The organism is Mycobacterium zoologicum (genome assembly GCF_020181635.2).
Lineage (GTDB): Bacteria > Actinomycetota > Actinomycetes > Mycobacteriales > Mycobacteriaceae > Mycobacterium > Mycobacterium zoologicum.
Map to the genome: position 1 here is coordinate 25,609 of NZ_JAYJJS010000016.1, position 24,470 is coordinate 50,078.

Below are 24,470 nucleotides of genomic sequence, written 5' to 3' on the forward strand. Positions count from 1 at the left end.
ACGTAGGTCGCCGACGGGCAGGGGATTCAACCTCTGGTCAGCATTGCGCCGTGGTCCAGCTCATTGTCCTTCTCCTCGCAGGTAGTTCTGGCGGCCGTAAGCGGCGAATTCGGCGTCCAGAGATTGCTTGTCGTCGTCGGTCATGCGGGTGTAGACGGGCGTACCCCTTCCGACCCAGCGGTATACCGGGTCGTCGGTGTGCCAGCGCTCGGCCTGAAGTTCCCGCTTGAGCACCTTGTTCGAGCCGGTGACGGGCAGGCCTGCCGAGATCCGCAGGAACCGCGGTGTGCCCTTGCTGCCCAGATCCGGCTGAGCGGCCAGGTACCCGGCGAACTCCGCCACGTCGAAGCCGGCGGGGTCGGCGACCTCGACCGCCCCCATCACCTGGTCGCCCGAGCGAGGGTCGGGCACCGCGTAGACGCCGGCACTGATGATCAGCGGATGCCGGCGCAGTACCTGTTCGATGGTCAGCGCGGAGGTGTTTTCGCCGTCGACCCGCACCCAGTCGCCGCGACGGCCGGCGAAGTACAGGAAACCCGCCTCGTCGAGGTAGCCGAGGTCGCCGGTCCAGTACCAGCCGTCACGGATCTTCTCCGAATCCGCGGTGTCGTTCTTGTAGTAGCCCTCGAAGTCGCGGGCCCCCGTCCGGTCGACGATCTCGCCTACCGCCTCGTCGGCGTTGGCCACCCGCCCGTGCTCGTCGAGAACCGCCACCGCGCACTCGGCGCGGGTAGCCGGGTCGACGACTGCGATGCCCGGATGCGCCGGGCGGCCCAATGCGCCGGCGGGCGCCGCCGGGTCGGGCAGCGCGGCGTTGCCGCCCTCGCTGGAGCCGTACCCCTCATGCAGGACGGCGCCGAACCGGCGCAGGAACACGGCCTGGTCCTGCGGCGAAGCCTCGGTGCCGAAGCCGCGGACCAGGGTGTTGTCGGCGTCGTCGGGACGTTCCTCGGTGGCCAGCAGGTAGCCCAGCGCCTTGCCCACGTAGGTGAAGAACGTCGCGCCGAAATACCGCACGTCGGCCAGGAACTGCGACGCGGAGAACTTCGGCGTCAGGCAGACCGTGGCTCCGTTGGCCAGCGCCGGCGCCCACAGCGCCATGATCGCGTTGCCGTGGAACAGCGGCATGCAGCAGTAGTCGACGTCTTCGCGCACATGGCCGAATTTGGCGGTGGCCATGTCGGCGATCCGGGCCAGCCGCCCCTGACTGCACTTGACCGCCTTGGAGGCCCCCGTCGTGCCGGAGGTGAACAGCAGCAACAACAACGACTCCGGGCCGACTCCTGCGGCGGCGGCCGGGTCCACCCGGTGTTGCTCGATCAGGGCGGCGTAGCCGGGGGTGTCGATCACCAGGAAGCGATCGGACTCCAAGCCCAGATCCAGGTCGCGCAGCCGGTCTGATCCGGCGGTGTCGGTGACGATCAGCTGACAGTCGGCGTGGCGGACCTCGGCGGCGAGTTCGGCGTCGCCACGGGTCGGGTTGATCCCGACGACGACCCCGCCCGCCAGCGCGCCGGCCCCGAGCCAGAACACGAAGTCCTCGACGTTGTCCAGCAGCACCCCGATGTGAAACGGCCCGTCCCGGCGCATCGCCGACGCCAGCGCGGCGCGCGCGGCCGACTCGCGTACCACCTCGTCCCAGGTCCAATCCCGTTGCCGGGTACGCAGTCCCGGATGCTGGTCACCGAGTCGGGCCAGCAGCATCGACGCGATGTCGGTCGGCCGGTCGACCGTGGCGGGCTGATTCATCAGCCGAGGCTATCGCGGATCCGCGGCGCAGTAGCCTCGTCGTTGTGACCTTCTACTTGGTTATCCGCGACTTCAACAATGCGACCCGCGAGGAAGGGCCGGAACTCGCCCGGGTGGAGCCGGCCGGGGTGAGTGCTGCTCTACAAGCCGTGCGGCCCGGCCAGGAAGCGGTACTGTCCCGACTGCAGCGGGCGCTGGACGACGCACCGCCCCGGGTGTTCGACATCGACGACCCGCAGATCCTGAAGTCCAAACAGCTGCTGCTTTTTGCCGACGACCTGTCGGTGCAGTTCAGCGCCTATGACGACGTGACGAAAGAGGAAGCGCGGTACGCGCATTTCGACCGTCCGGAGGATCCGATCCGGTTTTCCGACCTCAGTTGATCGTGACGCCGCCGTCGACCACGATGGTCTGTCCGGTGACGTAACCGCCGGCATCGGAGGCCAGCCACACCGCCGTGGCGGCGAGTTCTTCGGGATCGCCCATCCGGCCCAACACAATCCGGTGCGCGACGCTCTCCAGATAGCCCGGGCGGTACTGGTCGGTCATCTCAGACTGGAAGAAGCCCGGAGCGATCGCATTGACCCTGATCCCTTTTCGGCCACCCCACTGCTGCGCCAGGTCTCGCGTCAGCCCGATCAGCCCGGCCTTGCTGGCAGCGTAGGCCGCCTGCGGCAGACCGGCCGTGGTCAGGCCCAGGACGCTGGAGATGTTGACGATCGACGAACCGGGTCCCATCACCCGCCCGCAGGCCTGCGCCGCCCAGTACGCGCCGTTGAGGTTGATGTCGATCACCTCGCGGAACTGCTCGGGAGTTTCGCGGGTGGCGGGGTGCGCGGTGCCGACACCGGCATTGTTGATCAGCACATCGACCCGCCCGAACCGCTCCATGGCGGCCTGGACCATGGCCGTGGCCGCGTCCGGGTCGGCGACGTCGGTGGCCACCGGAAGAGCCGTTCGCCCCGTCGCGGCAACCAGTTCGGCGGCGCCGGCCAGCTTGTCCACCCGCCGGGCCGCCAGCACCACGTCGGCACCGGCCTCGGCGAAGGCCCGGGCGAAATACACCCCCAGACCCGAGGACGCCCCGGTCACCACTGCCACTCGCCCGTCCATCCGGAACTTGTCCAGTACGCCCACCCGACTCACCTTTCTCGAATTCGCACGGTCACGTCAATGCTTTTCGTGCTGCGGCAATGAATTCCGGCGCGGCCTGGGCGGCCCCGTCGGCGTGCAACACCTCGCCGGCGCCGTGCTGGGCGCGGTGGGTGATGCCTTCGGCGATGACGCCGATCTTGAAGTTGGCCAGCGCCAGATAGAAATTCCAGTCACCCAGGTCGCGGCCGGAGAGCCGCGCGTACTGCTCGGCGAGCGCGTCGGCGGACGGCAGACGCGGACTGGTCCACGCGGCGGGATGGCCGAAGACCAGGTCGAACGCCGGTGACCGGTACACGCACATCAGGGCGATGTCGGTGAGCGGGTCACCGACGGTGGACAGCTCCCAGTCCACCACCGCCCGGATCAGGTCTGCCTGCCCGGCATCGCAGATGGTGTTGTCGATGCGGAAGTCGCCGTGCACCACCGACGGCGCCGACGCCTGCGGTATGGCCTCGCCCAACGCGGCCGCCAGTTGGGACACGTCGGAGTTCTCGCGGGTCTTGACCAACTCCCACTGGCGGGCCCACAGCCGCACCTGACGCTCCAGGAAACCCTCTGGCCTGCCGAAGGATTCGAGCCCAGCGGCCCGGTAGTCGACGGCGTGCAGGTCCACCAGTGCCCGCACCAGCGCGGCGGCGTTGGCGGCGAGTTCGGCGTCCGAGAGGCCGGCAAGGTCATCGGTGTGCCGGAACACCCGGCCGGCCACGAATTCGGTGACCGTCAGCGGCGCACCGCACACCGTGCCGTCTGCGTCGAACGCGATGGGTTGGGCGATCGGTACGCCGGAGCCGTAAAGCCCCCGGGTGACGGCATATTCGCGACCGACATCGTGGGCCGACGGGGTGAGCCCACCCAGGGGAGGCCTGCGAACGACCCACGCCGATACGTCGTCGCTGACCTTGAAGGTGAGATTCGACCGGCCACCGGCGATCAGTTCGACCGCGAGTTCACCGCGAACCGGAACGTCGTGAGAGATCAGGAACTGCCGCAGGGCGGCCGGATCCAGGCCATCGGCCGTCACCGCGGGTTGTCTTTCAACGCTCGCCGGGTCGCGCCGATACGGCGTTTGGCGATGGCCCAGCGATGCACCTCCGAAGGACCGTCATAGATCCGGAACGGACGCACCTCCCGGGACAGTCGCGCCGGCGGCAGGTCCTCGGTGACGCCGAGCCCGCCGCACATCTGCACGCTGCGGTCGACGATCCGGAAGATGGCCTCGGCGGCGAAGGTCTTCGCGATCGATGTCGCGTCGCCGGCGTGGTCGCCCTGGTCCAGTTCCCAGCAGGCCCGCACCAGCAGCGACCGGGTGGCGGCGATGTCGATCTCGTTGTCGGCCACCATGTTCTGGATCATGCCCAGGTCGCCCAGCGGCGTCCCGAACGCCTGGCGCTGCACGACGTGGGCCAGGGCGGTGTCGTGACCGCGGAGTGCCGCGCCGAGCCAGCGCATCACATGCGTCATGCGGGCGGGCCCCAGCCGCACCTGGGCGTACTCGAACCCGCGGTCCACCTCACCGAGCACGGCGTCGTCGGGAACCCGGACGTCGTCGAAGTGCACCTCGCAGTGGCCGCCGACCATGGAGCGGTCCAGGGTCGGGATGTGGCGGCCGACGGTCAATCCCGGGGCATCGGCCGGAACCAGGAACATGGTGGCGCCGCCGCGCTGCCCGGCTTCCCCGGATGTCCTGGCCATGACGATGAAGAAGCCGGCGCCGTCGGCACCGGTGATGTACCACTTGTGGCCGGTGATGTACCAGTCGCCGGATCGGCGCTGCGCCGTGGTGCTCAGCGCCGACGGATCCGACCCCGCGCCCGGCGCCGGCTCGGTCATGGCGAAGGCGGACCGGATGTCACCGGCCGCCAACGGCGCGAGATAGCGGGCCTTCTGCTCCGGGCTGGCGACCTCGGCCAGCAGATGCACGTTGCCCTCATCGGGGGCGGCGATGTTGACCGCGGCGGGGCCGAACAGTGAGTAGCCGGCGGCTTCGAACACCGGTGCCCGATCGGACATGTTCAACCCCAGGCCGCCGTATTCGAGCGGCGCGTGCGGAGCGAACACCCCGGCGTCGCGGGCCGCCGCCTGCAGTTCCCGTACCGCGGTGTCACCGCCCGCGGCGGCGATGTCCCCACCGTGCCGGTCCTCGACCGGCAGCACCACTTCGTCGATGAACGCTCGCGTCTTCTCGACGAGCGCCGACACCTGCGGCGAGTAACCCAATTCGATCGCCACGACACCCCGATCACCACTCAACAGACCGACCGATCACTCGGCTTGAACACTAGGAACTGTCGCACAACCCGCATTGACCCGTCAAAACACTCATTGATCCCGGGCGCGCTGGCCGTTATAGTTCAGCATTACTGAATATTTGGGAGACTGGACCATGACGGGATCACCCGAGTGCGGCCATGCCATCCGGACCGCGCGCCGCGCCCGAGGCATGACGGTCCGCGAACTGGCGCGGTACCTGCGGGTGAGTGCGGCCACCGTCAGCGCCATCGAGAACGGCAAGACCGGGATCTCGGTTGCGCGCCTGCGTGAGTGCGCCCGGGCCCTGGGTGTGACGCCGGCTCAGATCCTGGCGAGCACCGTCCCGCGATCGACGGCCCTCCCGCGACTCTCCGGCGGCCCGAGTCGAGACTGGCGATCGTTTCCGCCGCTGGCCCTCGACGGGGTACTGCGTGCGGCGATCGATGCCTTCGTCGAGACCGGCTACCACGGCAGCACCATGCGTGATCTGGCTGCGCGGGCGAACATGAGCGTGCCCGGCATCTACCACCACTATCCCGACAAGCAGGCCCTGCTGGTCGCGATACTGGATCTGACCATGTCCGAACTGCACTGGCGGGTCGCCGCCGCCCGCGCCGGCGCCGAAACCGGCCTGCAGGAGGTGCGGCTGATCGTCGAAGCCCTGGCGCTGTTCCACACTCACCGCCAGAAACTGGCCTTCATCGGTGCCAGCGAGATGCGCAGCCTCACCGCGGCGAATCGGCAACGCATCGCCGACTCACGAAACCAACTGCAGCACATACTGGATGCCGCCATCACCCGCGCGTCGCGTGACGGGTGCGTCGGCGGTGCCCCCGGCGAGCGCCGGATCGCCGGCCGCGCCATCGCCACCATGTGCACCTCACTGCCGCAGTGGTTCAACGCCGCCGGACCGTCGACACCGGAGGAGACCGCGCACATCTACGCCGACTTCGCCGTCTCGCTGCTGACGAAGCAGAATGGAACCCGTGTCGGCTGACTGGCAGTTCTGGATCGATCGAGGCGGCACGTTCACCGACATCGTGGCCCGCCTGCCCGACGGCCGCCTGCTCACCCACAAGTTGCTCTCGGAGAACCCGGCCCACTACCGCGACGCCGCGGTGGCCGGAATCCGGGACCTGCTGGAGATCCCCGACGACGCACCGATCCCGGCCGGCCTGATCGGCGCGGTGCGAATGGGCACGACGGTGGCCACCAACGCCCTGCTGGAGCGCGCCGGGGAACGCACCCTGCTGGTGATCACCCGCGGTTTCGGCGATGCACTGCGCATCGCCTATCAGAACCGGCCCCGCATCTTCGACCGCCACATCGTGTTGCCCGAGCAGCTCTACGAACGCGTAGTCGAGGTCGACGAGCGGCTGCGGGCGGACGGATCCGTCTTGCGCGCACCGGATCTGGACACGCTCGGCGAACACCTGCGCGCCGCCCACGCGGACGGCATTCACGCGGTCGCGGTGGTGTGTGTACACAGCTACCGCAATCCGGTGCACGAACGCGCGATCGGCGAGCTGGCAAGGTGCATCGGGTTCACCCAGATCTCGCTGTCGTGCGAGGTCAGCCCACTGCCGAAGCTGGTGCCGCGCGGCGATACCGCCGTGGTCGACGCCTATCTGTCGCCGGTGCTGCGCCGCTATGTCGCGCAGGTGGCCGAGCAGCTCGACGGCGTACCGCTGATGTTCATGCAGTCCAACGGAGGGCTGGCCGCGGCTGACCACTTCCGCGGCAAGGACGCGATCCTGTCCGGGCCGGCCGGCGGCATCGTCGGCATGGTGCGGATGTCGGCCCTGGCCGGCTTCGACTCGGTGATCGGCTTCGACATGGGCGGAACCTCTACCGATGTTTCGCATTACAGTGCCCAGACCGGCTACGAGCGAGTCTTCACCACCGAGGTCGCCGGGGTGCGGTTGCGATCGCCGATGCTGCACATCCACACCGTGGCGGCCGGCGGCGGATCGATTCTGCACTTCGACGGCGGACGCTACCGGGTGGGCCCGGAGTCTGCGGGCGCCGACCCGGGCCCGGCCTGTTATCGCCGGGGCGGGCCGCTGACCGTCACCGACGCCAACGTGATGCTCGGGCGCATTCAGCCGGCGCACTTTCCGGCGGTGTTCGGCCCGAACGGCGACCAGCCGTTGGACGCGGCAGCGGTGCAGCATTCCTTCGCTGCGATGGCCGATGAGATCCGTTCGGACACAGGTGATCACCGTACCCCGGAGCAGGTCGCCGAAGGATTCCTGCGTATCGCGGTGGCGAACATGGCCAACGCGGTCAAGAAGATCTCGGTGGCCAAAGGCCACGACATCACTCGCTATGCGCTGACCACCTTCGGCGGCGCCGGTGGCCAGCATGCCTGCGCCGTGGCCGACCAACTGGGTATCCGCACGGTACTGGTGCCGCCGATGGCCGGAGTGCTCTCCGCCCTGGGCATCGGGTTGGCCGACACCACCGTGATGCGGGAGCAGGCGATCGAGATCAGGCTGGATTCGGCCGCCCTGGCGACGCTGACCGACGCCTCGGATGCCGTGGAGCGGGCGGCGCGCGCGGAGCTTGCCGCCCAGCACATCTCGCCGGCGGCCATGCGAGTTCTGCGTCGGGTTCACCTGCGTTATGCCGGCACCGACACCTCGATTCCGGTCGGCTTGGGCGATGTCGCGCAGATGACCGCGGAGTTCGAAGAGACCCACCGCAGCATGTACTCGTTCTTGATGGATCGGCCGTTGATCGCCGAAGCGGTGGCCGTGGAGGCGACCGGGTTGACCGAGCAACCCGATCTGACACAGCTCACCGATGCCGAAGCTGGTCTCCCAGCGACCGGATCGGTTCGGATGTACGCGCGCGGAGCCTGGCGTGACGCGCCGCTGCGGCGACGGGCGTCCATGAGGCCCGACGACACCGTTCCCGGGCCGGCGATCATCGCCGAGGACAACGCCACCACCGTCGTCGACGACGGCTGGCAGGCCACGGTGACCGCCGACGGACAGCTGGTGTTGCGGCGCACCGCCCCGGCGGCGCCGGCTGATGCCGGGACAGCAGCCGATCCGGTGCTGCTGGAGATCTTCAACAACCTGTTCATGTCGATCGCCGAGCAGATGGGCACCCGACTGGAGGCGACCGCCCAGTCGGTGAACATCCGTGAGCGGCTGGACTTCTCCTGCGCGTTGTTCGACGCCGACGGCAACCTGGTGGCCAACGCACCGCACATCCCGGTGCACCTGGGTTCGATGGGTGCGACGGTCAAGGAGGTGCTGCAGCGCCGCGCCGGGCAGATGCGGCCCGGTCAGGTCTACGCGGTCAACGACCCGTACCACGGCGGCACCCACCTGCCGGACATCACCGTGATCACCCCGGTCTTCGACGAGTCCGGAATCACCGTGCTCTTCTTTGTGGCCTCTCGCGGCCACCACGCCGAAATCGGCGGAACCACACCGGGTTCCATGCCCGCCGACAGCCGAACCGTCGAGGAGGAAGGCGTATTGTTCGACAACTGGCTGCTGGTCGACGACGGGAAGTTCCGCGAGGCGGCGACCCGGGACCTGCTCACGCGGGCGCGGTTCGCCTCCCGCAGCCCCGACACCAATCTCGCGGACCTGCGCGCGCAGATCGCCGCTAATCGCAAGGGCATCGACGAGATCCGGGCCATGATCGGCCATTTCGGGCTCGACGTGGTGCAGGCCTACATGCGCCACGTCCAGGACAACGCCGAAGCAGCGGTGCGCGGCGTGATCGACACCCTCAGCGAGGGCGAGTACCGCTACCGGATGGACTCCGGTGCGACGATCGCGGTGCGGGTGAGCATCGATCGAGCAGCCCGCACGGCCACCATCGATTTCTCCGGAACGTCGGCGCAGCTGGCCACGAACTTCAACGCGCCCTCCTCGGTGGTCACCGCCGCGGTGCTCTACGTGTTCCGCACCCTGGTTCTCGACGACATCCCGATCAACGACGGCTGCCTGCGACCGCTGCGCATCACGATCCCGGACGGATCGATGCTGTCGCCGAACCACCCCGCCGCGGTGGTGGCCGGCAACGTCGAAACCTCCCAGGCGATCACCGGTGCGCTGCTGGCAGCGCTACGTGTGCAGGCCGAGGGCTCCGGCACGATGAACAACGTCACGTTCGGCAACGCCGACCACCAGTACTACGAGACGCTGGGCTCGGGTTCGGGTGCCGGTGAGGGATTCGACGGCGCCTGCGTGGTGCAGACCCACATGACAAATTCGCGCCTCACCGATCCCGAGATCCTGGAGATGCGCTTTCCGGTCCTGTTGCGCAAGTATGCGATCCGGCACGGCAGTGGCGGTATTGGCCGCTGGCGCGGCGGTGACGGCGGCGTGCGACGGATCGAATTCGGTGAACCCATGACCGTCAGCGTGCTTTCGGGGCACCGGGTGACGGCCCCCTACGGCATGGCCGGCGGATCGCCGGGCGCGCTCGGGCGCAACCGGGTGCTGCACGCCGACGGCACCGTGACCGAACTGGGCGGTTGCGCCTCGATCGGGGTCACCCCCGGAGATGTGCTGGAGATCGAGACCCCGGGCGGCGGCGGGTATGGCGCGCCGCGGTAGGTCCACCGCCGACATACCCGCAGCGAGATCCCGCTGACAACACCGTCGCCGTAGGGCAGAGTTGTCCACCATGGCGAACCCGAAGGTTCCGAGGCCCGCGGACATCAAGGCCGCCGCCAAGGCGACGATGGACACGGCCCAGACCGCCCTGGAGACCGCCCAGGCAGCCGCCAACGGCGCGATGCGGGTACCGCCCGCCACGGCGAAGATCGTCGCGGAGCTGCCGAGCCTGGTGGAGAACCTGGCCACCACGATCGAACGACTCAACACCACGATCGACCGCACCGAGCGTTACCTGGCGCTCGCCGACCCCATGTTCGCCACGCTGGATCGCGTCCTGCCGCAGCTGGAGTCGCTGGTGGCAACCGGCAACGACATCTACAACGCGCTGTCCAACCTTCCGGGGATCTCCAAGTTGGGACGGCGCGTCACCGGCCGGCCCGCCGAGCGCGGATAGCGCCGGAGAATGCCTCAGCGGTTGAACCGGCGCGGGTTCCTCACTGCCGCCGGAGCCGCCACCCTGCTCGCCGTCGGCATTGCCGAGTCGACCGCGGCCTGCTCTTCGGACAAGTCCGGCGATGACACCCCCGCCGCGGGCCCGGTCACCATTGCGCATCTGTTCGGCGAGACGACGGTGCCCGAACCGCCCAAGCGGGTGGTGTGCGCGGGTTACACCGGCCAGGACGATCTGCTCGCACTCGGCGTGATTCCGGTGGCCGTCACCAATTGGTTCGGCGACCAGCCGTTCGCGGTCTGGCCCTGGGCGCAACAGCGCCTCGGCAGCGCCAAGCCCGCAGTACTGAACCTGGACAACGGAATCGCGGTCCAACAGATCGCCGACCTCAAGCCGGATCTGATCATCGCGACGAACGCCGGGGTGGACGCCGACACCTACGAGAAGCTGTCGGCGATCGCGCCGACGGTGCCGCAGTCCGGCGGCGACGCGTTCTTCGAGCCGTGGAAGGTCCAGGCCGCGGCCATCGGCAAGGCGGTCCACCAGCCCGCCGCGATGCGCACACTCATCGACGGCGTCGACACCACATTCGCCGACACCGCCGCCGCGCACCCCGGCTTCAAGGGCAAGAGTGCCCTGGTGCTGTCGGGCCGCCTCGACGGCGGCCCGGAGAACCGCGTCGTGGCCGCAAGCACCGGCTGGCGCACGGAGTTCCTGACGCAATGGGGACTCAGCGCCGCGGACGCTCCGGCGGTGATCGAGCACGACCGGATCGGATCGGTTCTCGGTGGCGCCGACGTGCTGATCTGGACCACCGAGAGCGACGACGAACGCCAGGGGTTGCTGGCCGATCCGGCCGTGGCGGCCTACGAGTCCCGCAGCGTCTTCACCAGCAAGGATCTGGCCGGCGCCATCGCGTTCGCCTCCCCGCTGAGCTACCCGGTGGTGGCCGCACAACTACCTGAACTGATCGCCCGGATCACCGGGTAGGACGCAACTCTGCGCATTCGGTAAGACCGCTCTGGCATAGTCCGCAGAAATGTGGCCTGCGTCACTTTTCCGGACTACGGTCGGGTTCATGAGCGTGACACTGGACCACCCCGACATCACCAATGCCGATGCGATCCTCGACTACGGCGACCGCGCGCTGCTACTGCAATGCGATGACACCACCGACGTGCTGGCATGGGCCGCGGCCCTGGCGGCCGCGGCACTGCCCGGGGTCATCGATATCGTCCCGGCATCGAACACGGTCCTGGTGAAGCTCGCCGCACCCCGATACCAGGCAGCTGTCCGGCACCGACTGGCGACCTTGGCTGTCGACTCCGGCTCGGTGCGAACCAGCGCATCCGCCGGCACACCGGACGTGGTCATCGACGTCGTCTACGACGGCCCGGATCTCAGCGAGGTCGCCGCACGCACCGGTCTGAGTGTCGCGCAGGTCGTCAGCGCGCACACCGCAATACCCTGGCAGGTCGGATTCTGCGGCTCCACACCGGGTTTCGCCTATCTGATCGGTGGTGACCCGCGATTGGAGGTGCCGCGGCGCGACGAGTTGCGGGCCGCCGTTCCGGCGGGATCGGTGGCCTTGGCCGGCCGGTTCAGCGGTGTCTATCCGCGGCACTGGCCCGGTGGCTGGCAGCTGATCGGTCGTACCGACGCGGTGCTGTGGGACCTCGACCGGCCCGCCCCGGCCCTGCTGACTCCGGGCATGTCCGTGCAATTCCGGGCCGCCTGATGACCGCCACCTTGGAGATCCTGCGCACGGGCCCGCTGGCATTGGTCGAGGACTTGGGGCGCGCCGGGCTGGGCCATCTCGGTGTCACCCGGTCCGGAGCCGCCGACCGCCGCTCGCACAAACTCGCCAACCGTCTGTTGGCCAATCCCGACGACCGGGCCACCATCGAGGTCGCGTTCGGCGGATTCGCCGCGCGGGTCCGCGGTGGCGACGTCGACATCGCGGTCACCGGAGCCGACACCGATCCGACAGTCGATGGAGTCAGGTTCGGCACCAACAGCATTCAGCACGTCCGCGACGGGCAGTTGATCTCACTGGGCACTCCGCACTCGGGGCTGCGAAGCTACCTTGGGGTGCGCGGCGGAATCGAGGTCACACCGGTGCTGGGCTCGCGCAGCTACGACGTGCTGGCCTCGATCGGCCCGGCTCCGTTGCGCGACGGCGATGTGGTTCACATCGGGGAGCGGTCCGGCGACTACCCCGAACTCGACCAGGCCCCGGTGGCGACCATCCCCGACGACGTGGTGGAGCTGCGGGTTACCCCGGGCCCCCGCGACGACTGGTTCGTCGACCCCGACGTCCTGGTACGCACCAACTGGCTGGTGACCAACCACAGTGACCGGGTCGGGATGCGACTGGTCGGCATGCCGTTGGAGTACCGCTGGCCGGATCGTCAACTGCCCGCCGAAGGTGCCGACCGGGGTGCCATCCAGATTCCGCCGAACGGGTTCCCGATCATTCTGGGACCTGACCACCCGGTGACCGGTGCCTATCCGGTGGTCGGCGTGGTCGCCGAGGCCGACATCGACATGCTGGCCCAGGTGCGTCCCGGGCAGACCGTGCGGATGCACTGGTCGCGTCCGCGCCAGCACCCCTCCGGTCGCCCGAGCTGGTAGGCGAGGAAGTCTGACTTCGCCGAGTTTCCTGCGGTCGCGGACCTCGTGCGAAGTGCGTACCCTCCATTCGGACCATCCGCCAGCCCCGCGCCCCAACTGCTGGCGCGGCTGCGGACACCGACACTGGAGATTTCATGCTGTACGAGTTCTGGCACAACTTCACCCATAACCTGTTCAAGCCGCTGCTGCTCTTCTTCTACATGGGCTTTCTCATCCCGGTGCTCAAGATCCCGTTCGAGTTCCCCTACGTGCTGTATCAAGGCCTGACGCTTTACCTACTGCTGGCGATCGGCTGGCGCGGCGGCGCGGAACTCGCCACCATCGACGCGTCCAGCCTCGGCAATGTCCTGGGCTTCATTGCGCTGGGCTTCATCACCAACCTGGTGATCGGATTCCTCGCCTACGGGCTGCTGAGCCGAATGACGAAGATGCGCCGTATCGACCGGTCCACGGTGGCCGGCTACTACGGGTCCGATTCGGCCGGCACCTTCGCGACGTGCCTGGGCGTACTGGCCACGCTGGATATCGCATTCGACGCATTCATGCCGGTGATGCTGGCGGTGATGGAGATCCCGGGCTGCGTCGTGGCCCTGGGCCTGGTGGCACGGCTGCGTGAGCGCGGAATGGACCCGCTGGGCAACATGCCCGGGGAGCCCGGGTACAACCCCGTCGTTCCGGTCAAGGCCGTTCCGGTCAAGGCCGTTCCGGCCACCCTGACCGCAACGGTCCCCCCGACCCACAAGATTGACGCGGGCCCCGCCGTGCGGGTCAGCGGAGACCTCGTTCGCGAGGTTCTGCTCAACCCGGGGTTGTATCTGTTGTTCGGTGGAATCGTGATCGGCCTGATCAGCCGCCTACAGGGCCCCGATGTCATCGCCGACGGCGACCACGTCTTCGTGACAGCGTTCCAAGGCATGCTGTGTCTGTTCCTGCTCGAAATGGGAATGACGGCGTCCCGCAAGCTCAAGGATCTGCGTGCCGCAGGTCGGGGATTGATCGCATTCGGCATATTGGCGCCAAACTTGTTCGCGGTCATGGGGATCTGCATCATCCATACCTATTCTTTTGTCACCAGAACGCATTTCGATTTGGGTAGCTACGTATTGTTCGCCGTGTTGTGTGGTGCTGCGTCCTACATTGCGGTGCCGGCGGTGCAGCGCATAGCGATTCCCGAAGCCAGCCCGACCGTGCCGCTCGCGGCGTCGCTGGGATTGACCTTCTCCTACAACGTGACCATCGGGATTCCGTTGTACCTGCAGATCGCCAGCGCTGTCACCGGCTGGCTGCCAGTCAACTGACAGGACACTGTTAGGAGTAAGCAACTCCTGAGCAATTCGGCCCTAACACAACCGAAATCAGCTGCGCGTAAACCTGTTACGAGAGGTCGGCTCGCACCATGGTCGATTCTCAGCCGCCGAACCTGGTCAACGACTAAGCAGAGAAGTCTCCGTCCCAAGGCATCTACAGCTTCTGCACCGCGATCTGCCAGACCGGGCCGTTAGGTTCGCACGTTGTTCCAACCGGAGTGAGGAGACCTTCGTGACGCACGCGCACATCACCGATTTCGACCCCGAGGACGGTGCAGCCTGGGAGAACGGCAACGGTGCCATCGCTGGCCGCAACCTGTTCTGGTCGACGGCGACCATGCACATCGCCTTCTCCATCTGGTCCCTGTGGTCAGTGGTAGTGCTGTTCATGCCCGAGTCCGTCTACGGCCTCAAGCCCGGTGACAAGCTGCTGCTGGGCGCGGTCGCCACGCTGGTCGGCGCCTGCGTTCGGGTGCCGTATGTGTCGGCCACGGCCAAGTTCGGCGGCCGCAACTGGGCGGCGTTCTCATCGCTGATCCTGCTGATCCCCACCGTGGGCACCCTGCTGCTGCTGATAAACCCCGGTCAGCCGATGTGGATGTACCTGGTGTGCGCGGCCCTGACCGGCCTGGGCGGCGGCAACTACGCGGCGTCGCTGGCCAACGTGGACGCCTTCTACCCGCAGCGCCTCAAGGGCGGTGCACTGGGATTGTGCGGCGGTATCGGCAACCTCGGGGTGGCCGCCATCCAGTTGGTGGGCCTGCTGGTGCTGGCCACCATCGGTAACACCAAGCCGTACCTGGTGTGTGCCGTCTATCTGGTCCTGCTGGCGATCGGCGGGATCGGTGCCGCCCTGCGGATGGACAACCTCGACCACGGCATGGACGAGGTGGGCGGTATCCGCTCGATCCTGAGCGTGTCGGACAGTTGGGTTATCGCCGCACTGTACTGCGCCGCCTTCGGCTCGTTCATCGGCTTCGCGTTCGCCTTCGCGCAGGTGCTGCACACCACGTTCGAGGAGACCGGCTACGGCCCCGAACAGGCGTCGCTGTATGCCGCCCGAATCGCCTTCATCGGGCCGCTGCTGGGCGCCCTGTCGCGGATCTACGGTGGCCGGGTGGCCGATCGCCGCGGCGGCAGCCGAGTCACCTTCTGGGTCTTCATCGGGATGATCGTGGCCGCCGGTGCGCTGGCGACGGCCAGCACGATCGACGATCGCCACCCGGGTTCGGTGGCGACGGCCAATATCGTCGTCTACATCGCCGGATTCATCGCGCTGTTCATCCTGGCCGGGATGGGCAACGGATCGGTGCTGAAGATGATCCCGTCGATCTTCGAAGCCCGCAGCCGGTCCCTGGACCTCAGCGAGTCCGAACGCCGGCACTGGGCCCGCTCACACTCCGGCGCGCTGATCGGTTTCGCCACCGCCGTCGGTGCACTCGGTGGCGTGGCCATCAACCTGACCCTTCGGCAGGCCTATGCCAGTACCGGTACCGAGACTCCGGCGTTCTGGATCTTTCTGGCCTCCTACTGCGCCGTGGCGGTACTGACCTGGTTCATGTACCTGCGCCGGCCTCTCCGGGCGCGGCAACTGACTGGAAATGCCCAGGTAACACAGCGGAAACCGGAGCCCGTTAAACCTGGTACATGAGCCTAGCCGTGCACGCCGCAGGCCACCTGATCGAGATCGTGGACGGTCGAGTTCTGGTGGACGGGGTGGCCAGACCGGTCTCGCCTGCCGGCCTGGCCACCCTGCGCGTGCTGGCACACCGGCCCGGCTTCGTAGTGGCCCGGGACGCACTGCTGCAGGCTCTGCCGGGGCAGGGCAGCACCAAGCATGCGGTGGACAGTGCCGTGTTGCGACTGCGAATCGCGTTGGGCGACAGACTGATCGTGGCCACCGTGATCAAACGAGGTTACCGATTGGCGGTCGACGAATCGGGGGCGGCATGATTCCGATCCTGGTCGCACACGGCACCCGCCGGCCTGAGGGCGTGGTGATGCTCGGCGAGCTCGCCGAACGCGTCGGCACCCTGCTGGCACGGCCGGTGCGGGTGGCCTTCGTCGACGTACTGGGCCCCACGCCGATGGAACTTCTTGCTGCCGAGGCCAACAGCGGCCAACCGGCTATCGTCGTCCCGGCATTTCTGGCCCGCGGATATCACGTGGGCGTCGACCTGCCCACCCACGTCGCGGCCAGCGGGCACCCCGACGTCACCATCACACCCGCCCTGGGGCCCGACCCCGACCTGGCCACGGTGGTCGTCGCCGGGTTGCTCGAATCAGGCTGGCGGCCGGGAGACTCGGTGATCCTGGCGGCCGCCGGTTCGTCGGACCCCACGGCCCGCGCGGATCTGGAACGAGCTGCGCACATGCTGTCGCAGTTGATCGGCGCACCGGTGGATCTTGCGTTCGCCGCCATCGGTGGGTTCAGCGTCGCAGAGGCGGTCGCGAACTCGCGGCGCCGCGGTGCGTCCCGAGTGGTGATCGCGTCTTATCTGCTGGCCGACGGGCTGTTTCAGCGACGACTGCACGGGGCCGGGGCAGACCTGGTGACCGAACCACTGGGTTCGCATGTTGGTGTCGCTCGAGTGATCACCGACCGGTTCATCACCGCTCAGGCCCGGGTTCCGTTGCGGCTGTTGTGATCGTCACACCGGGTGATCGGAAGTTCACCGAAGGGTGACCTCTGGAAGTATTGCGGTAACACAAGATTCATACCGTGACAGCATGACTCGTTCACACGTCATCGCAGACTGGGATCCCGAAGACACCGTGGCCTGGGAGGCCGGCAACAACAATATCGCCCGGCGCAACCTGTTCTGGTCGACAGTCGCTGAGCACGTGGGCTTCTCGATCTGGGCGATCTGGTCGGTGATGGTGCTGTTCATGCCACAAGACGTGTACGGCTTCACGTCCGGTGACAAGTTCCTGCTCGCGGCCACCGCCACCCTGGCCGGCGGCTGCCTGCGCATCCCGTATTCGTTGGCCACCGCCGCATTCGGCGGCCGGAACTGGACGATCTTCTCGGCGCTGGTCCTGCTGATCCCGACCGTGGGGATAACAGTCCTGCTCGCCCACCCCGGACTGCCGCTCTGGCCGTATCTGGTCTGCGCGGCCCTGACCGGGCTCGGCGGCGGCAACTTCGCGGCGTCGATGACCAACGTCAACGCCTTCTACCCGCACCGGCTCAAAGGCTGGGCGCTGGCGGTCAACGCCGGAGGCGGCAACCTGGGGGTGCCCCTGATCCAGCTGGTCGGCCTGGCGGTGCTGGCAACCGTCGGAAATCGGCAGCCGCACTGGGTGTGCGCGATCTATCTGGTGTTCCTCGCGGTGACCGCGATCGGCGCGGCGGTGTTCATGGACAACCTTCAGATGCAGAAGGCCGACCTGTCCGCGATGCGCTCGATCATGTCCGAGCTCGACACCTGGATCATCGCGGTGCTCTACATCGCGACCTTCGGCTCGTTCATCGGGTTCTCGTTCGCCTTCGGCCAGGTCCTGCAGATCAGCTTCGTCGGCAGCGGGCAGAGCCCCGCGCAGGCGTCGCTGCACGCCGCCCAAATCGCCTTCCTGGGACCGCTTCTGGGATCCGTTGCCCGCATCATCGGTGGCCGAGTAGCCGACCGGATCGGCGGGGGCCCGGTCACGCTGGCGGCCTTCGGCGGGATGTTCGCGGCCTCCGGCCTGCTGGTCGGCGTCAGCACCCTCGATGGCCGGGACGGCGGCCCGTCGGCGGGCGCCACCATGGTGGGTTACGTGATCGGCTTCGTCGCGCTGTTCATCGTGTCCGGGATCGGCAACGGCTCGGTGTACAAGATGATCCCGTCGGTGTTCGAAGTGCGCGGTCACACACTGGGTCTGGGCGAGGCCGACCGTCGCAGCTGGTCGCGGTCGATGTCCGGGGCGCTGATCGGGTTCGCAGGTGCCATCGGTGCGTGCGGCGGCGTCGCGATCAATCTTGCACTGCGGCAGTCATATCTGGCCAACGGCTCTGCCACCGCCGCGTTCTGGGTCTTCCTGATCGGCTATGTCGCAGCCGCGACACTGACCTGGGTGCGGTACGTGCGCCGGCCGCTGCTCGTACCGCAGCCGGCCGGGCTGGTGTTGGCCTCGGGGTAGTCCCGCGCTCATCATCCAATCGCGGAAACAGTGGTGCTCCCCGTAGCGGACCGTAGTCAGCGGCTGCAAACGCCGCTGCGGCTGCCGATATCAACGCCACGATGAGGGCCGGCTGTCGGCTGGCGTCGGCCGGAAAGTCGTAGAACAGCAGCCAGGCCAGTGTCACGGTGGTGATCACGCCAAGGCCTTCGGTCGAGCCGATGATCGAGACATCGGGCCGGTTGAGGCCGATCTGCCCACCGGTGATCGCGGTGGTCAGCGCGCACCCGGCCAAGGCCACGCAGAGCGGGAAGGTGAGCTTCCACAACCCCCAGGCGACGCGGTCCGCGTCCTGAATCTCGCGGGCACAAGGTCGTGCTGTCGATTACCTCGGGGTAATGGAGCCGCCCACCCGATGCGGCTACAGTCGGTGCGAATGGCGACCATCGGCTCCGCTCTCCAGGTCGGACCGCTGCTGCGGGAGTGGCGGCAACGGCGCCGGCTGACCCAGTTGGAGCTCGCGCTCGATGCGGATGTGTCGGCGCGCCATCTGAGTTTCGTCGAGACCGGCCGCTCAAAGCCCGGGCGAGACCTGCTGTTGCGGCTCGGCGAGCGGCTCGACATACCGTTCCGTGAACGAAACCGGCTACTGCTCGCCGCGGGTCACGCTCCAGCGTTCCCCGAGCACTCGTTGGGCGCGCCCGAACTCACGCCGATCCGCGAAGCGCTGGAACGGATCCTGAACAGTCACAAGCCGTATCCGGCGGTCGTCTTCGACCGTCACTGGAACCTGGTCGCCGCAAACGCTGCCATCCAGCCGCTCGTCGCGGCCATCGATCCCGCGCTGCTGAATCCGCCCGTCAACGTCCTGCAGGTCGGCCTGGCGTTGATGCCGCGGATCATCAACGCCCACGACGTGATGTCCTACTTTCGCGATCGCATCCAGCGTCAGCTCGCCGCCACCGGCGACAAGCAGCTCGCGCATCTCCTGGAGGAGTTCGACAACCACCTACCCCGCGACGACCGCTATGCCACAAGCGAATCCGACTTCGCGCGGAATCTCGGTCCGGTCAGGGTCCGGGCACCTGACGGCGGCGAGTGGTCCTTCTTCGGCATGTTCGGCACATTCGACATGCCGTTCGAAGTCACGATCTCCGAATTGGCCGTCGAGCTGCTCTTTCCCGCCGACCGCAGCACCGCGCAGGCGTTTCAAGCGCTCGCGCGGGAGCGCGACGGTTAAGCGGCCCGACCGACCTGAACGTAGCCCTCGGAGGTGATCCGGGTCGGGAACACCTGCACCGAGACACTGGGGTCGTCCACGCAGCTGCCGTCGTCCAGCGCGAAGGCCTGCTTCTTCAGCGGCGAGATGACCGAAATCCGGCCGCCGCGGTCTCCGACGATGCCGCGCGACAGCACCGCGGCCTGGAAGAACGGGTCGATGTTGCACACCGCGTGCACAGAGCCGTCGTCAAGGCGGAACAGCGCGGCCTGGGTGCCGTTGTCGAGCAGCACTCCGACGCCGAGGCCGGGGACCAGACGGTCATACTCACACGCGGTGGTCCAGGACTCGATGTTGGTGGTAGCGGTCATGATTCCTCCTTGGATGAGTGCAACACCGGGATAGGCAACGGGATCTTGCGGCCGTCGCGCTCGGTGAACACGACGGTGGGGTCTTCGGCGTCGGGGGCGTTGACGAACGACACGAAGCGCGACAGCTTCTCCGGGTCGTCGAGCACGCCCTTCCATTCGTCGGTGTAGTTGTCCACGTGGCGGGCCATCTCCGCCTCGAACTCCGCGGCCAGGCCGAGCGAGTCCTCACAGACCACCCGGCGCACGTGTTCGAGGCCGCCCTCGATCGATTCGAGCCACGGCGCGGTGCGCTGCAGCCGATCGGCGGTGCGGATGTAGAACATCAGGAACCGGTCGATGTAGCGGAACACCGTCTCGGTATCCAGATCGCTGGCCAGCAGCTGGGCGTGCTTGGGGCTCATACCGCCGTTGCCGCCGACGTAGAGGTTCCAGCCGACCTCGGTGGCGATCACACCGACGTCCTTGCCGCGCGCCTCGGCGCACTCCCGGGCACAGCCGGAGACGCCCATCTTGATCTTGTGCGGTGCGCGCAGTCCGCGGTAGCGCAGCTCGAGGTCGACGGCCAGCTTGACCGAGTCCTGCTGGCCGTACCGGCACCAGTCGCTGCCCACGCAGCTCTTGACCGTCCGCAGCGACTTCCCGTATGCCTGACCGGATTCCATGCCGGCATCGACCAGCTTGCGCCAGATCGCGGGCAGCTGATCCACCCGGGCGCCGAACATGTCGATCCGCTGCCCGCCGGTGATCTTGGTGTAAAGGCCGAACTCCTGGGCGATCTGGCCGATCAGGATCAGGTGCTCGGGCTTGATCTCGCCGCCGGGCACCCGCGGGACCACCGAATAGCTGCCGTTGCGCTGAATGTTGGCCAGGAAGTGGTCGTTGGAGTCCTGCAGCGCGGCCTGCTCGCCATCGAGGATGTGCTCGGATCCGGTCGAGGCCAGGATGGAGGCGACGGTCGGCTTGCAGATGTCACAGCCGTGTCCCTTGCCGAAGCGCTCCAGCAGCTCGGAGAAGGTGCGGATTCCGGTGACCTGGACGATCTGGAACAGTTCCGCGCGGGACTGCTCGAAGTGCTCGCACAATGCCTTGGACTGCTCCACGCCCTCGGCGATCAGCAGGTCCTTGAGCAGCGGAATGCAAGAGCCGCACGAGGTTCCGGCCTTGGTGCAGTCCTTGAGTGCCTGCACGTCGTGGCAGCCGCCGGCGATGGCGTCGCACAGCTGCGCCTTGGTGACGTTGTTACAGGAACAGATCTGGGCCGCACCGGGCAGTGCACTGATCCCCAACGAGGGCTTGCCGCCGTCGCCGGAGCCGACCGGGGCGATCAGGTCCAGCGGATCGCCGGGCAGCTCACTGCCGACCATCGGACGCAGCACCCCGTAGGAGGAGGCGTCGCCCACCAGAATCCCGCCGAGCAGGGTCTTGGCGTCATCGGAGAGCACCAGCTTGGCGTAGGTGCGCTTCACCGGGTCGTTGACCACCACCGACAGCGAGTTCTCGGTCACGCCCATCGCGTCGCCGAAGCTGGCCACATCCACACCGAGCAGCTTGAGCTTGGTGGACATGTCGGCCTCGCCGAACTCCGCGGCACCCTCGAGCAGCCGGTCGGCGACCACCTCGGCGCTGGTGTAGCCCGGGCCCACCAGGCCGTAGCAGACACCCTCGATGGCCGCGACCTCGCCGATCGCGTACACGTCGGGATCGCTGGTGACACACGAGAAGTCGGTGAGAACACCGCCACGCTCGGCGATCGTCAGTCCGGCTTCACGGGCCAGCTCGTCGCGGGGGCGCACCCCGGCGGCGAAGATCACCAGGCCGGCTTCGATCTCGGTGTCGTCAGACAGCCGCACCGCCAGTGTGGGCGAGCCGAATTCGTGGGTGCGCTGCTCGATCGACTGCGTGCCGACACCGATGTGCAGCGAGATACCCAGGTCAGCGATGATCCTGCCGAGCAGGAAACCGCCCGCGTCGTCGAGTTGCTGCGGCATCAGCCGGGGCGCCATCTCGACGATGTGCGGCTCGATCCCGGAGCTGCGCAACGCGTTGGCGGCTTCCAGGCCCAAGAGGCCGCCACCGATCACCACTCCGGACCTGGTGGTGCCGGCTTCGAGCATGCACTGGATGTCGGTACGGATACCGTCCAGGTCGTCCAGGGTCCGGTACACGTGACAACCGGGCAGGTCATGGCCGGGAACCGGCGGCACGAACGCGCGCGACCCGGTGGACAGCACCAGCTTGTCGTAGCCGTAACGCTGCCCGTCGGCGGCCACCACTTCCTTGGCCGCCCGGTCGATCTCGGCGACCCGGGTGCTCAGCAGCAGCCGGACCTGGTCGTCTTGCGCGTAGTCGTTGCCGGGCAGCGCCAGCCGGGACCGGTCCCAGCCGTCGGTGTAGGAGGTCAGGCCGACCCGGTCGTAGGCGGGGTCGGATTCTTCGGCGAGCACGGTGACGCGCCATGAACCGCTGTCCATCCGGCTACGCAGTGCCTCCACGAAGCGGTGGCCCACCATGCCGTGCCCGACTACGACCAGTTCCCGAATGGGGTCGCCGGCGCGGGGCGTTTCGATGACAGCCATGTACGCGAGGGTAGGAATCGGATATTTCCGGAGTATCGCTACACGTTACAAACATGTTGCGGTGTGACTGCTGTGGCGTGAGGTCGCTCACCGCGCCTGGCGACTGTGGTCCTGTTCACCCAGGTAGGCGCTTTCGCCCACGGCGAACAAGATTTGGAACTTTAGCGTGCCCGACTCAAGTTCTGACCTATGACGGGCCGGCATCCGACCGGCACGCAGCATCGCATCAAGGAGACACCCACATGAGCACCCTGACTCTTCGGACCCGCCCGTTCGACACCGACCGCTGGGTACGCGACTTCTTCAGCCCGGCCACCGCCGGCGACTGGCGGACCCCGGCTCCACGCGGCGTGCATCCGGCCGCCGAGATCACCAAGGACGGCGACGACGCGGTGATCCGTCTCGAACTGCCCGGGATCGACGTCGACAAGGACGTGACCGTCGAACTCGACGCCGGACGGCTCGTTATCCGCGGCGAACGCCGCGACGAGCACGCCGAGACCGACCCCACCGGCGCGAACCGCACCCTGCGAGAGGTGCGCTACGGCGCCTTCCGCCGATCCTTCGGGGTGCCGTCACACGTCACCGGCGACGCCATCTCGGCGTCCTATGACGCCGGCATCCTGACGGTCCGGGTGGCAGGAGTCCACGCCGGCAGCCAGCCGCAGCGGATCGCCATCAAGTAGCGGAGCCAAGTAGGCCCCGTCCGGAAAACCCCCGTACACAGCGTGTGTCGGGGGTTTTTCGTGCGGCCAACACGACTCGGCAACAACGTGATCTGTCTCACGTTCGGTTCGCGGTATGACTAGCATCGGGTGAACGTAATGTGATCCGCAACACCCGAGGAGGTCCGGTGTCGAGCACTACCGAACTCGCCGAACTACACGCCCTGATCGGCGACCTGCGGCGCTGCGTGCTGGGGTTGAAGACCCGCTTCGGCGACATCCCCGGAATGCGCCGCATCGAGATGGACGCCGAGCGCATCCTCACCGACGTCCAACTCCTGGAATCAGACGCCGGCGAACTCGATCTGGAGCGCTGGGCCGCCGAGCGCGCCCACGAGAAGATCGCCATCCCCGACACCGAGTACGACAGCGAGTTCTGGCGCGACGTCGACGACGAGGGCGTCGGCGGCCAAGGCAGGTACTGAACCCATACCGGGTGCTGCTTGCATAGGGGCGCCCTCCGACGAATCCAGCCGAAGGGGAACCCCTAGATGAGCGCACCTGCCGTGAACCGACCAGGAACCGGGGTCTTCTCGGCGACTCGGGCGCGGATCGCCAACCGCACCCTGCGCAGCGACCGATGGTGGTTGTCGCCGCTGCGGGTCAACCTCGGCCTGGACGCGTTCATCATCTACGCCACCATCCGGTCGTTCTGGGGCAGCGGCTACTGGGTGGACAAGTACCACTACCTGACACCGTTCTACTCTCCGTGCATCAGCGCGTCGTGCGTAGAGGGCTCCAGCCACCTCGGCGTCTGGCTGCCGGAGTTCCCTCGATGGATCCCGTTGGGCGCCTTGGTATTGCCGTTCCTACTCTGCTTCCGGCTCACCTGCTACTACTACCGCAAGGCCTACTACCGGGCATTCTGGCAGTCGCCGACGGCGTGCGCGGTCCCCGAGCCCCGGGCCCACTACACCGGCGAGACGCGGTTCCCGCTGATCATGCAGAACACCCACCGCTACTTCTTCTACGCCGCCTTCGCGCTGGCCGCGCTGAACACCTACGACGCGATCGTCGCGCTGCACTCCGATGACGGCCCTGGAGGATTCGGATTCGGCGTGGGCAACATCGTGCTGTTGGCCAACGTGGCCATGCTGTGGGCCTACACCGGCGGCTGCCACTCCTGCCGACACGTCTTCGGCGGCCGGTTGAACCACTTCTCCAAGCACCCAATCCGCTACTGGTTCTGGACGAAGATCAGCTGGTTCAACGGCCGGCACCAGCAGTTCGCCTGGATCACACTGGGCACGCTGGCCTTCACCGACTTCTACATCTGGATGGTCTCCAGCGGCGTCATCACCGATTTCCGTTTCATCGGCTGAGCTCCGCAAACACACGAAGGGTAA

22 protein-coding genes and 1 pseudogene are annotated in these 24,470 nt (G+C 67.5%); 17 read left to right on the forward strand and 6 right to left on the reverse strand.

The genetic code is table 11. The features are described from left to right. Positions 1–60: 60 nt before the first annotated feature. Positions 61–1,749 carry a steroid-22-oyl-CoA synthetase gene (casI, locus tag K6T84_RS14055; protein ID WP_225401134.1) on the reverse strand — a complete coding sequence of 563 codons (1,689 nt, stop codon included), beginning with the start codon at positions 1,747–1,749 and terminating at the stop codon, positions 61–63. Positions 1,750–1,793: 44 nt separating this feature from the next. On the opposite strand from casI, the gene K6T84_RS14060 reads away from it, so the two are divergent. Next, positions 1,794–2,132, forward strand: coding sequence for a hypothetical protein (locus tag K6T84_RS14060; RefSeq protein WP_224864096.1), 339 nt, complete (start codon positions 1,794–1,796; stop codon positions 2,130–2,132). Here K6T84_RS14060 and K6T84_RS14065 read toward each other — a convergent pair. From K6T84_RS14065 to K6T84_RS14075, 3 genes are read right to left on the reverse strand one after another with little or no spacing between them, the layout of a single operon-like run. Beyond that, positions 2,125–2,886, reverse strand: a complete 762-nt coding sequence (locus tag K6T84_RS14065; protein ID WP_224864095.1) for an SDR family NAD(P)-dependent oxidoreductase — start codon at positions 2,884–2,886, stop codon at positions 2,125–2,127. The genes K6T84_RS14060 and K6T84_RS14065 overlap by 8 nt on opposite strands. Before the next feature lie 28 nt (positions 2,887–2,914). Next, positions 2,915–3,925: a phosphotransferase family protein gene (locus tag K6T84_RS14070; protein ID WP_224864094.1), complete on the reverse strand. Its 1,011-nt coding sequence runs from the start codon at positions 3,923–3,925 to the stop codon at positions 2,915–2,917. After that, positions 3,922–5,133: an acyl-CoA dehydrogenase family protein gene (locus K6T84_RS14075; protein ID WP_225401133.1), complete on the reverse strand. Its 1,212-nt coding sequence runs from the start codon at positions 5,131–5,133 to the stop codon at positions 3,922–3,924. The genes K6T84_RS14070 and K6T84_RS14075 overlap by 4 nt, the downstream gene beginning before the upstream one ends. A gap of 154 nt (positions 5,134–5,287) precedes the next feature. Here K6T84_RS14075 and relB point away from each other — a divergent pair, with 154 nt between their 5' ends. The 13 genes and pseudogenes from relB (at position 5,288) to K6T84_RS14140 (ending at position 19,473) form a co-directional block, all read left to right on the forward strand. After that, positions 5,288–6,151 (forward strand): type II toxin-antitoxin system RelB family anti-toxin, encoded by an 864-nt coding sequence (gene relB, locus K6T84_RS14080; RefSeq protein WP_224864092.1) that lies wholly within the window; start codon positions 5,288–5,290, stop codon positions 6,149–6,151. Then, a complete protein-coding gene (locus K6T84_RS14085; protein ID WP_329786696.1) occupies positions 6,132–9,737 on the forward strand; it encodes a hydantoinase B/oxoprolinase family protein in 3,606 nt (1,201 codons plus the stop codon). The genes relB and K6T84_RS14085 overlap by 20 nt, the downstream gene beginning before the upstream one ends. A 70-nt stretch (positions 9,738–9,807) precedes the next feature. After that, complete coding sequence (locus K6T84_RS14090; RefSeq protein WP_224864090.1) at positions 9,808–10,194, forward strand: hypothetical protein; 387 nt, start codon at positions 9,808–9,810, stop codon at positions 10,192–10,194. A gap of 9 nt (positions 10,195–10,203) precedes the next feature. Continuing rightward, positions 10,204–11,181 (forward strand): ABC transporter substrate-binding protein, encoded by a 978-nt coding sequence (locus K6T84_RS14095; RefSeq protein WP_224864089.1) that lies wholly within the window; start codon positions 10,204–10,206, stop codon positions 11,179–11,181. Between the two features lie 88 nt (positions 11,182–11,269). Beyond that, on the forward strand, positions 11,270–11,929 hold the full coding sequence (locus K6T84_RS14100) for a 5-oxoprolinase subunit B family protein (protein ID WP_224864088.1): 660 nt from the start codon (positions 11,270–11,272) through the stop codon (positions 11,927–11,929). Then, positions 11,929–12,825, forward strand: a complete 897-nt coding sequence (locus K6T84_RS14105) for a 5-oxoprolinase/urea amidolyase family protein (RefSeq protein ID WP_224864087.1) — start codon at positions 11,929–11,931, stop codon at positions 12,823–12,825. Before K6T84_RS14100 ends, K6T84_RS14105 begins: the two co-directional genes overlap by 1 nt. Before the next feature lie 134 nt (positions 12,826–12,959). After that, positions 12,960–14,123, forward strand: coding sequence for a sodium-dependent bicarbonate transport family permease (locus K6T84_RS14110; RefSeq protein ID WP_225401131.1), 1,164 nt, complete (start codon positions 12,960–12,962; stop codon positions 14,121–14,123). 241 nt (positions 14,124–14,364) lie between these two features. Beyond that, complete coding sequence (locus tag K6T84_RS14115) at positions 14,365–15,783, forward strand: nitrate/nitrite transporter (protein WP_224864085.1); 1,419 nt, start codon at positions 14,365–14,367, stop codon at positions 15,781–15,783. Between the two features lie 8 nt (positions 15,784–15,791). Beyond that, a pseudogene (locus K6T84_RS14120) lies at positions 15,792–16,085 on the forward strand (winged helix-turn-helix domain-containing protein); the annotation flags it as partial. Then, a complete protein-coding gene (locus K6T84_RS14125) occupies positions 16,082–16,780 on the forward strand; it encodes a sirohydrochlorin chelatase (protein WP_224864084.1) in 699 nt (232 codons plus the stop codon). The pseudogene K6T84_RS14120 and the gene K6T84_RS14125, both read left to right, overlap by 4 nt. Before the next feature lie 82 nt (positions 16,781–16,862). After that, on the forward strand, positions 16,863–18,254 hold the full coding sequence (locus K6T84_RS14130) for a nitrate/nitrite transporter (protein WP_225401130.1): 1,392 nt from the start codon (positions 16,863–16,865) through the stop codon (positions 18,252–18,254). Positions 18,255–18,454: 200 nt separating this feature from the next. Continuing rightward, entirely contained in the window at positions 18,455–18,589 is a 135-nt protein-coding gene (locus K6T84_RS14135; RefSeq protein ID WP_255612432.1) for a hypothetical protein, read from the forward strand. An 80-nt stretch (positions 18,590–18,669) separates the two neighbouring features. Beyond that, positions 18,670–19,473: a helix-turn-helix domain-containing protein gene (locus K6T84_RS14140; RefSeq protein ID WP_224864082.1), complete on the forward strand. Its 804-nt coding sequence runs from the start codon at positions 18,670–18,672 to the stop codon at positions 19,471–19,473. Here the strand turns inward: K6T84_RS14140 and nirD are convergent. Both nirD and nirB read right to left on the reverse strand, forming a co-directional pair. Continuing rightward, positions 19,470–19,823, reverse strand: a complete 354-nt coding sequence (nirD, locus tag K6T84_RS14145; RefSeq protein ID WP_224864081.1) for a nitrite reductase small subunit NirD — start codon at positions 19,821–19,823, stop codon at positions 19,470–19,472. The genes K6T84_RS14140 and nirD overlap by 4 nt on opposite strands. Next, positions 19,820–22,399 (reverse strand): nitrite reductase large subunit NirB, encoded by a 2,580-nt coding sequence (gene nirB / locus K6T84_RS14150; RefSeq protein WP_224864080.1) that lies wholly within the window; start codon positions 22,397–22,399, stop codon positions 19,820–19,822. The genes nirD and nirB overlap by 4 nt, the downstream gene beginning before the upstream one ends. A gap of 242 nt (positions 22,400–22,641) precedes the next feature. On the opposite strand from nirB, the gene K6T84_RS14155 reads away from it, so the two are divergent. The 3 genes from K6T84_RS14155 to sdhC all read left to right on the forward strand — a co-directional run bounded on the left by K6T84_RS14155 (position 22,642) and on the right by sdhC (position 24,446). Beyond that, on the forward strand, positions 22,642–23,085 hold the full coding sequence (locus tag K6T84_RS14155; protein WP_225401129.1) for an Hsp20/alpha crystallin family protein: 444 nt from the start codon (positions 22,642–22,644) through the stop codon (positions 23,083–23,085). Between the two features lie 167 nt (positions 23,086–23,252). Next, positions 23,253–23,549, forward strand: a complete 297-nt coding sequence (locus K6T84_RS14160; protein ID WP_224864078.1) for an Rv0250c family protein — start codon at positions 23,253–23,255, stop codon at positions 23,547–23,549. 66 nt (positions 23,550–23,615) lie between these two features. Further along, positions 23,616–24,446 carry a succinate dehydrogenase subunit SdhC gene (gene sdhC / locus K6T84_RS14165; RefSeq protein WP_224864077.1) on the forward strand — a complete coding sequence of 277 codons (831 nt, stop codon included), beginning with the start codon at positions 23,616–23,618 and terminating at the stop codon, positions 24,444–24,446. The last annotated feature ends 24 nt before the right edge of the window (positions 24,447–24,470 follow it).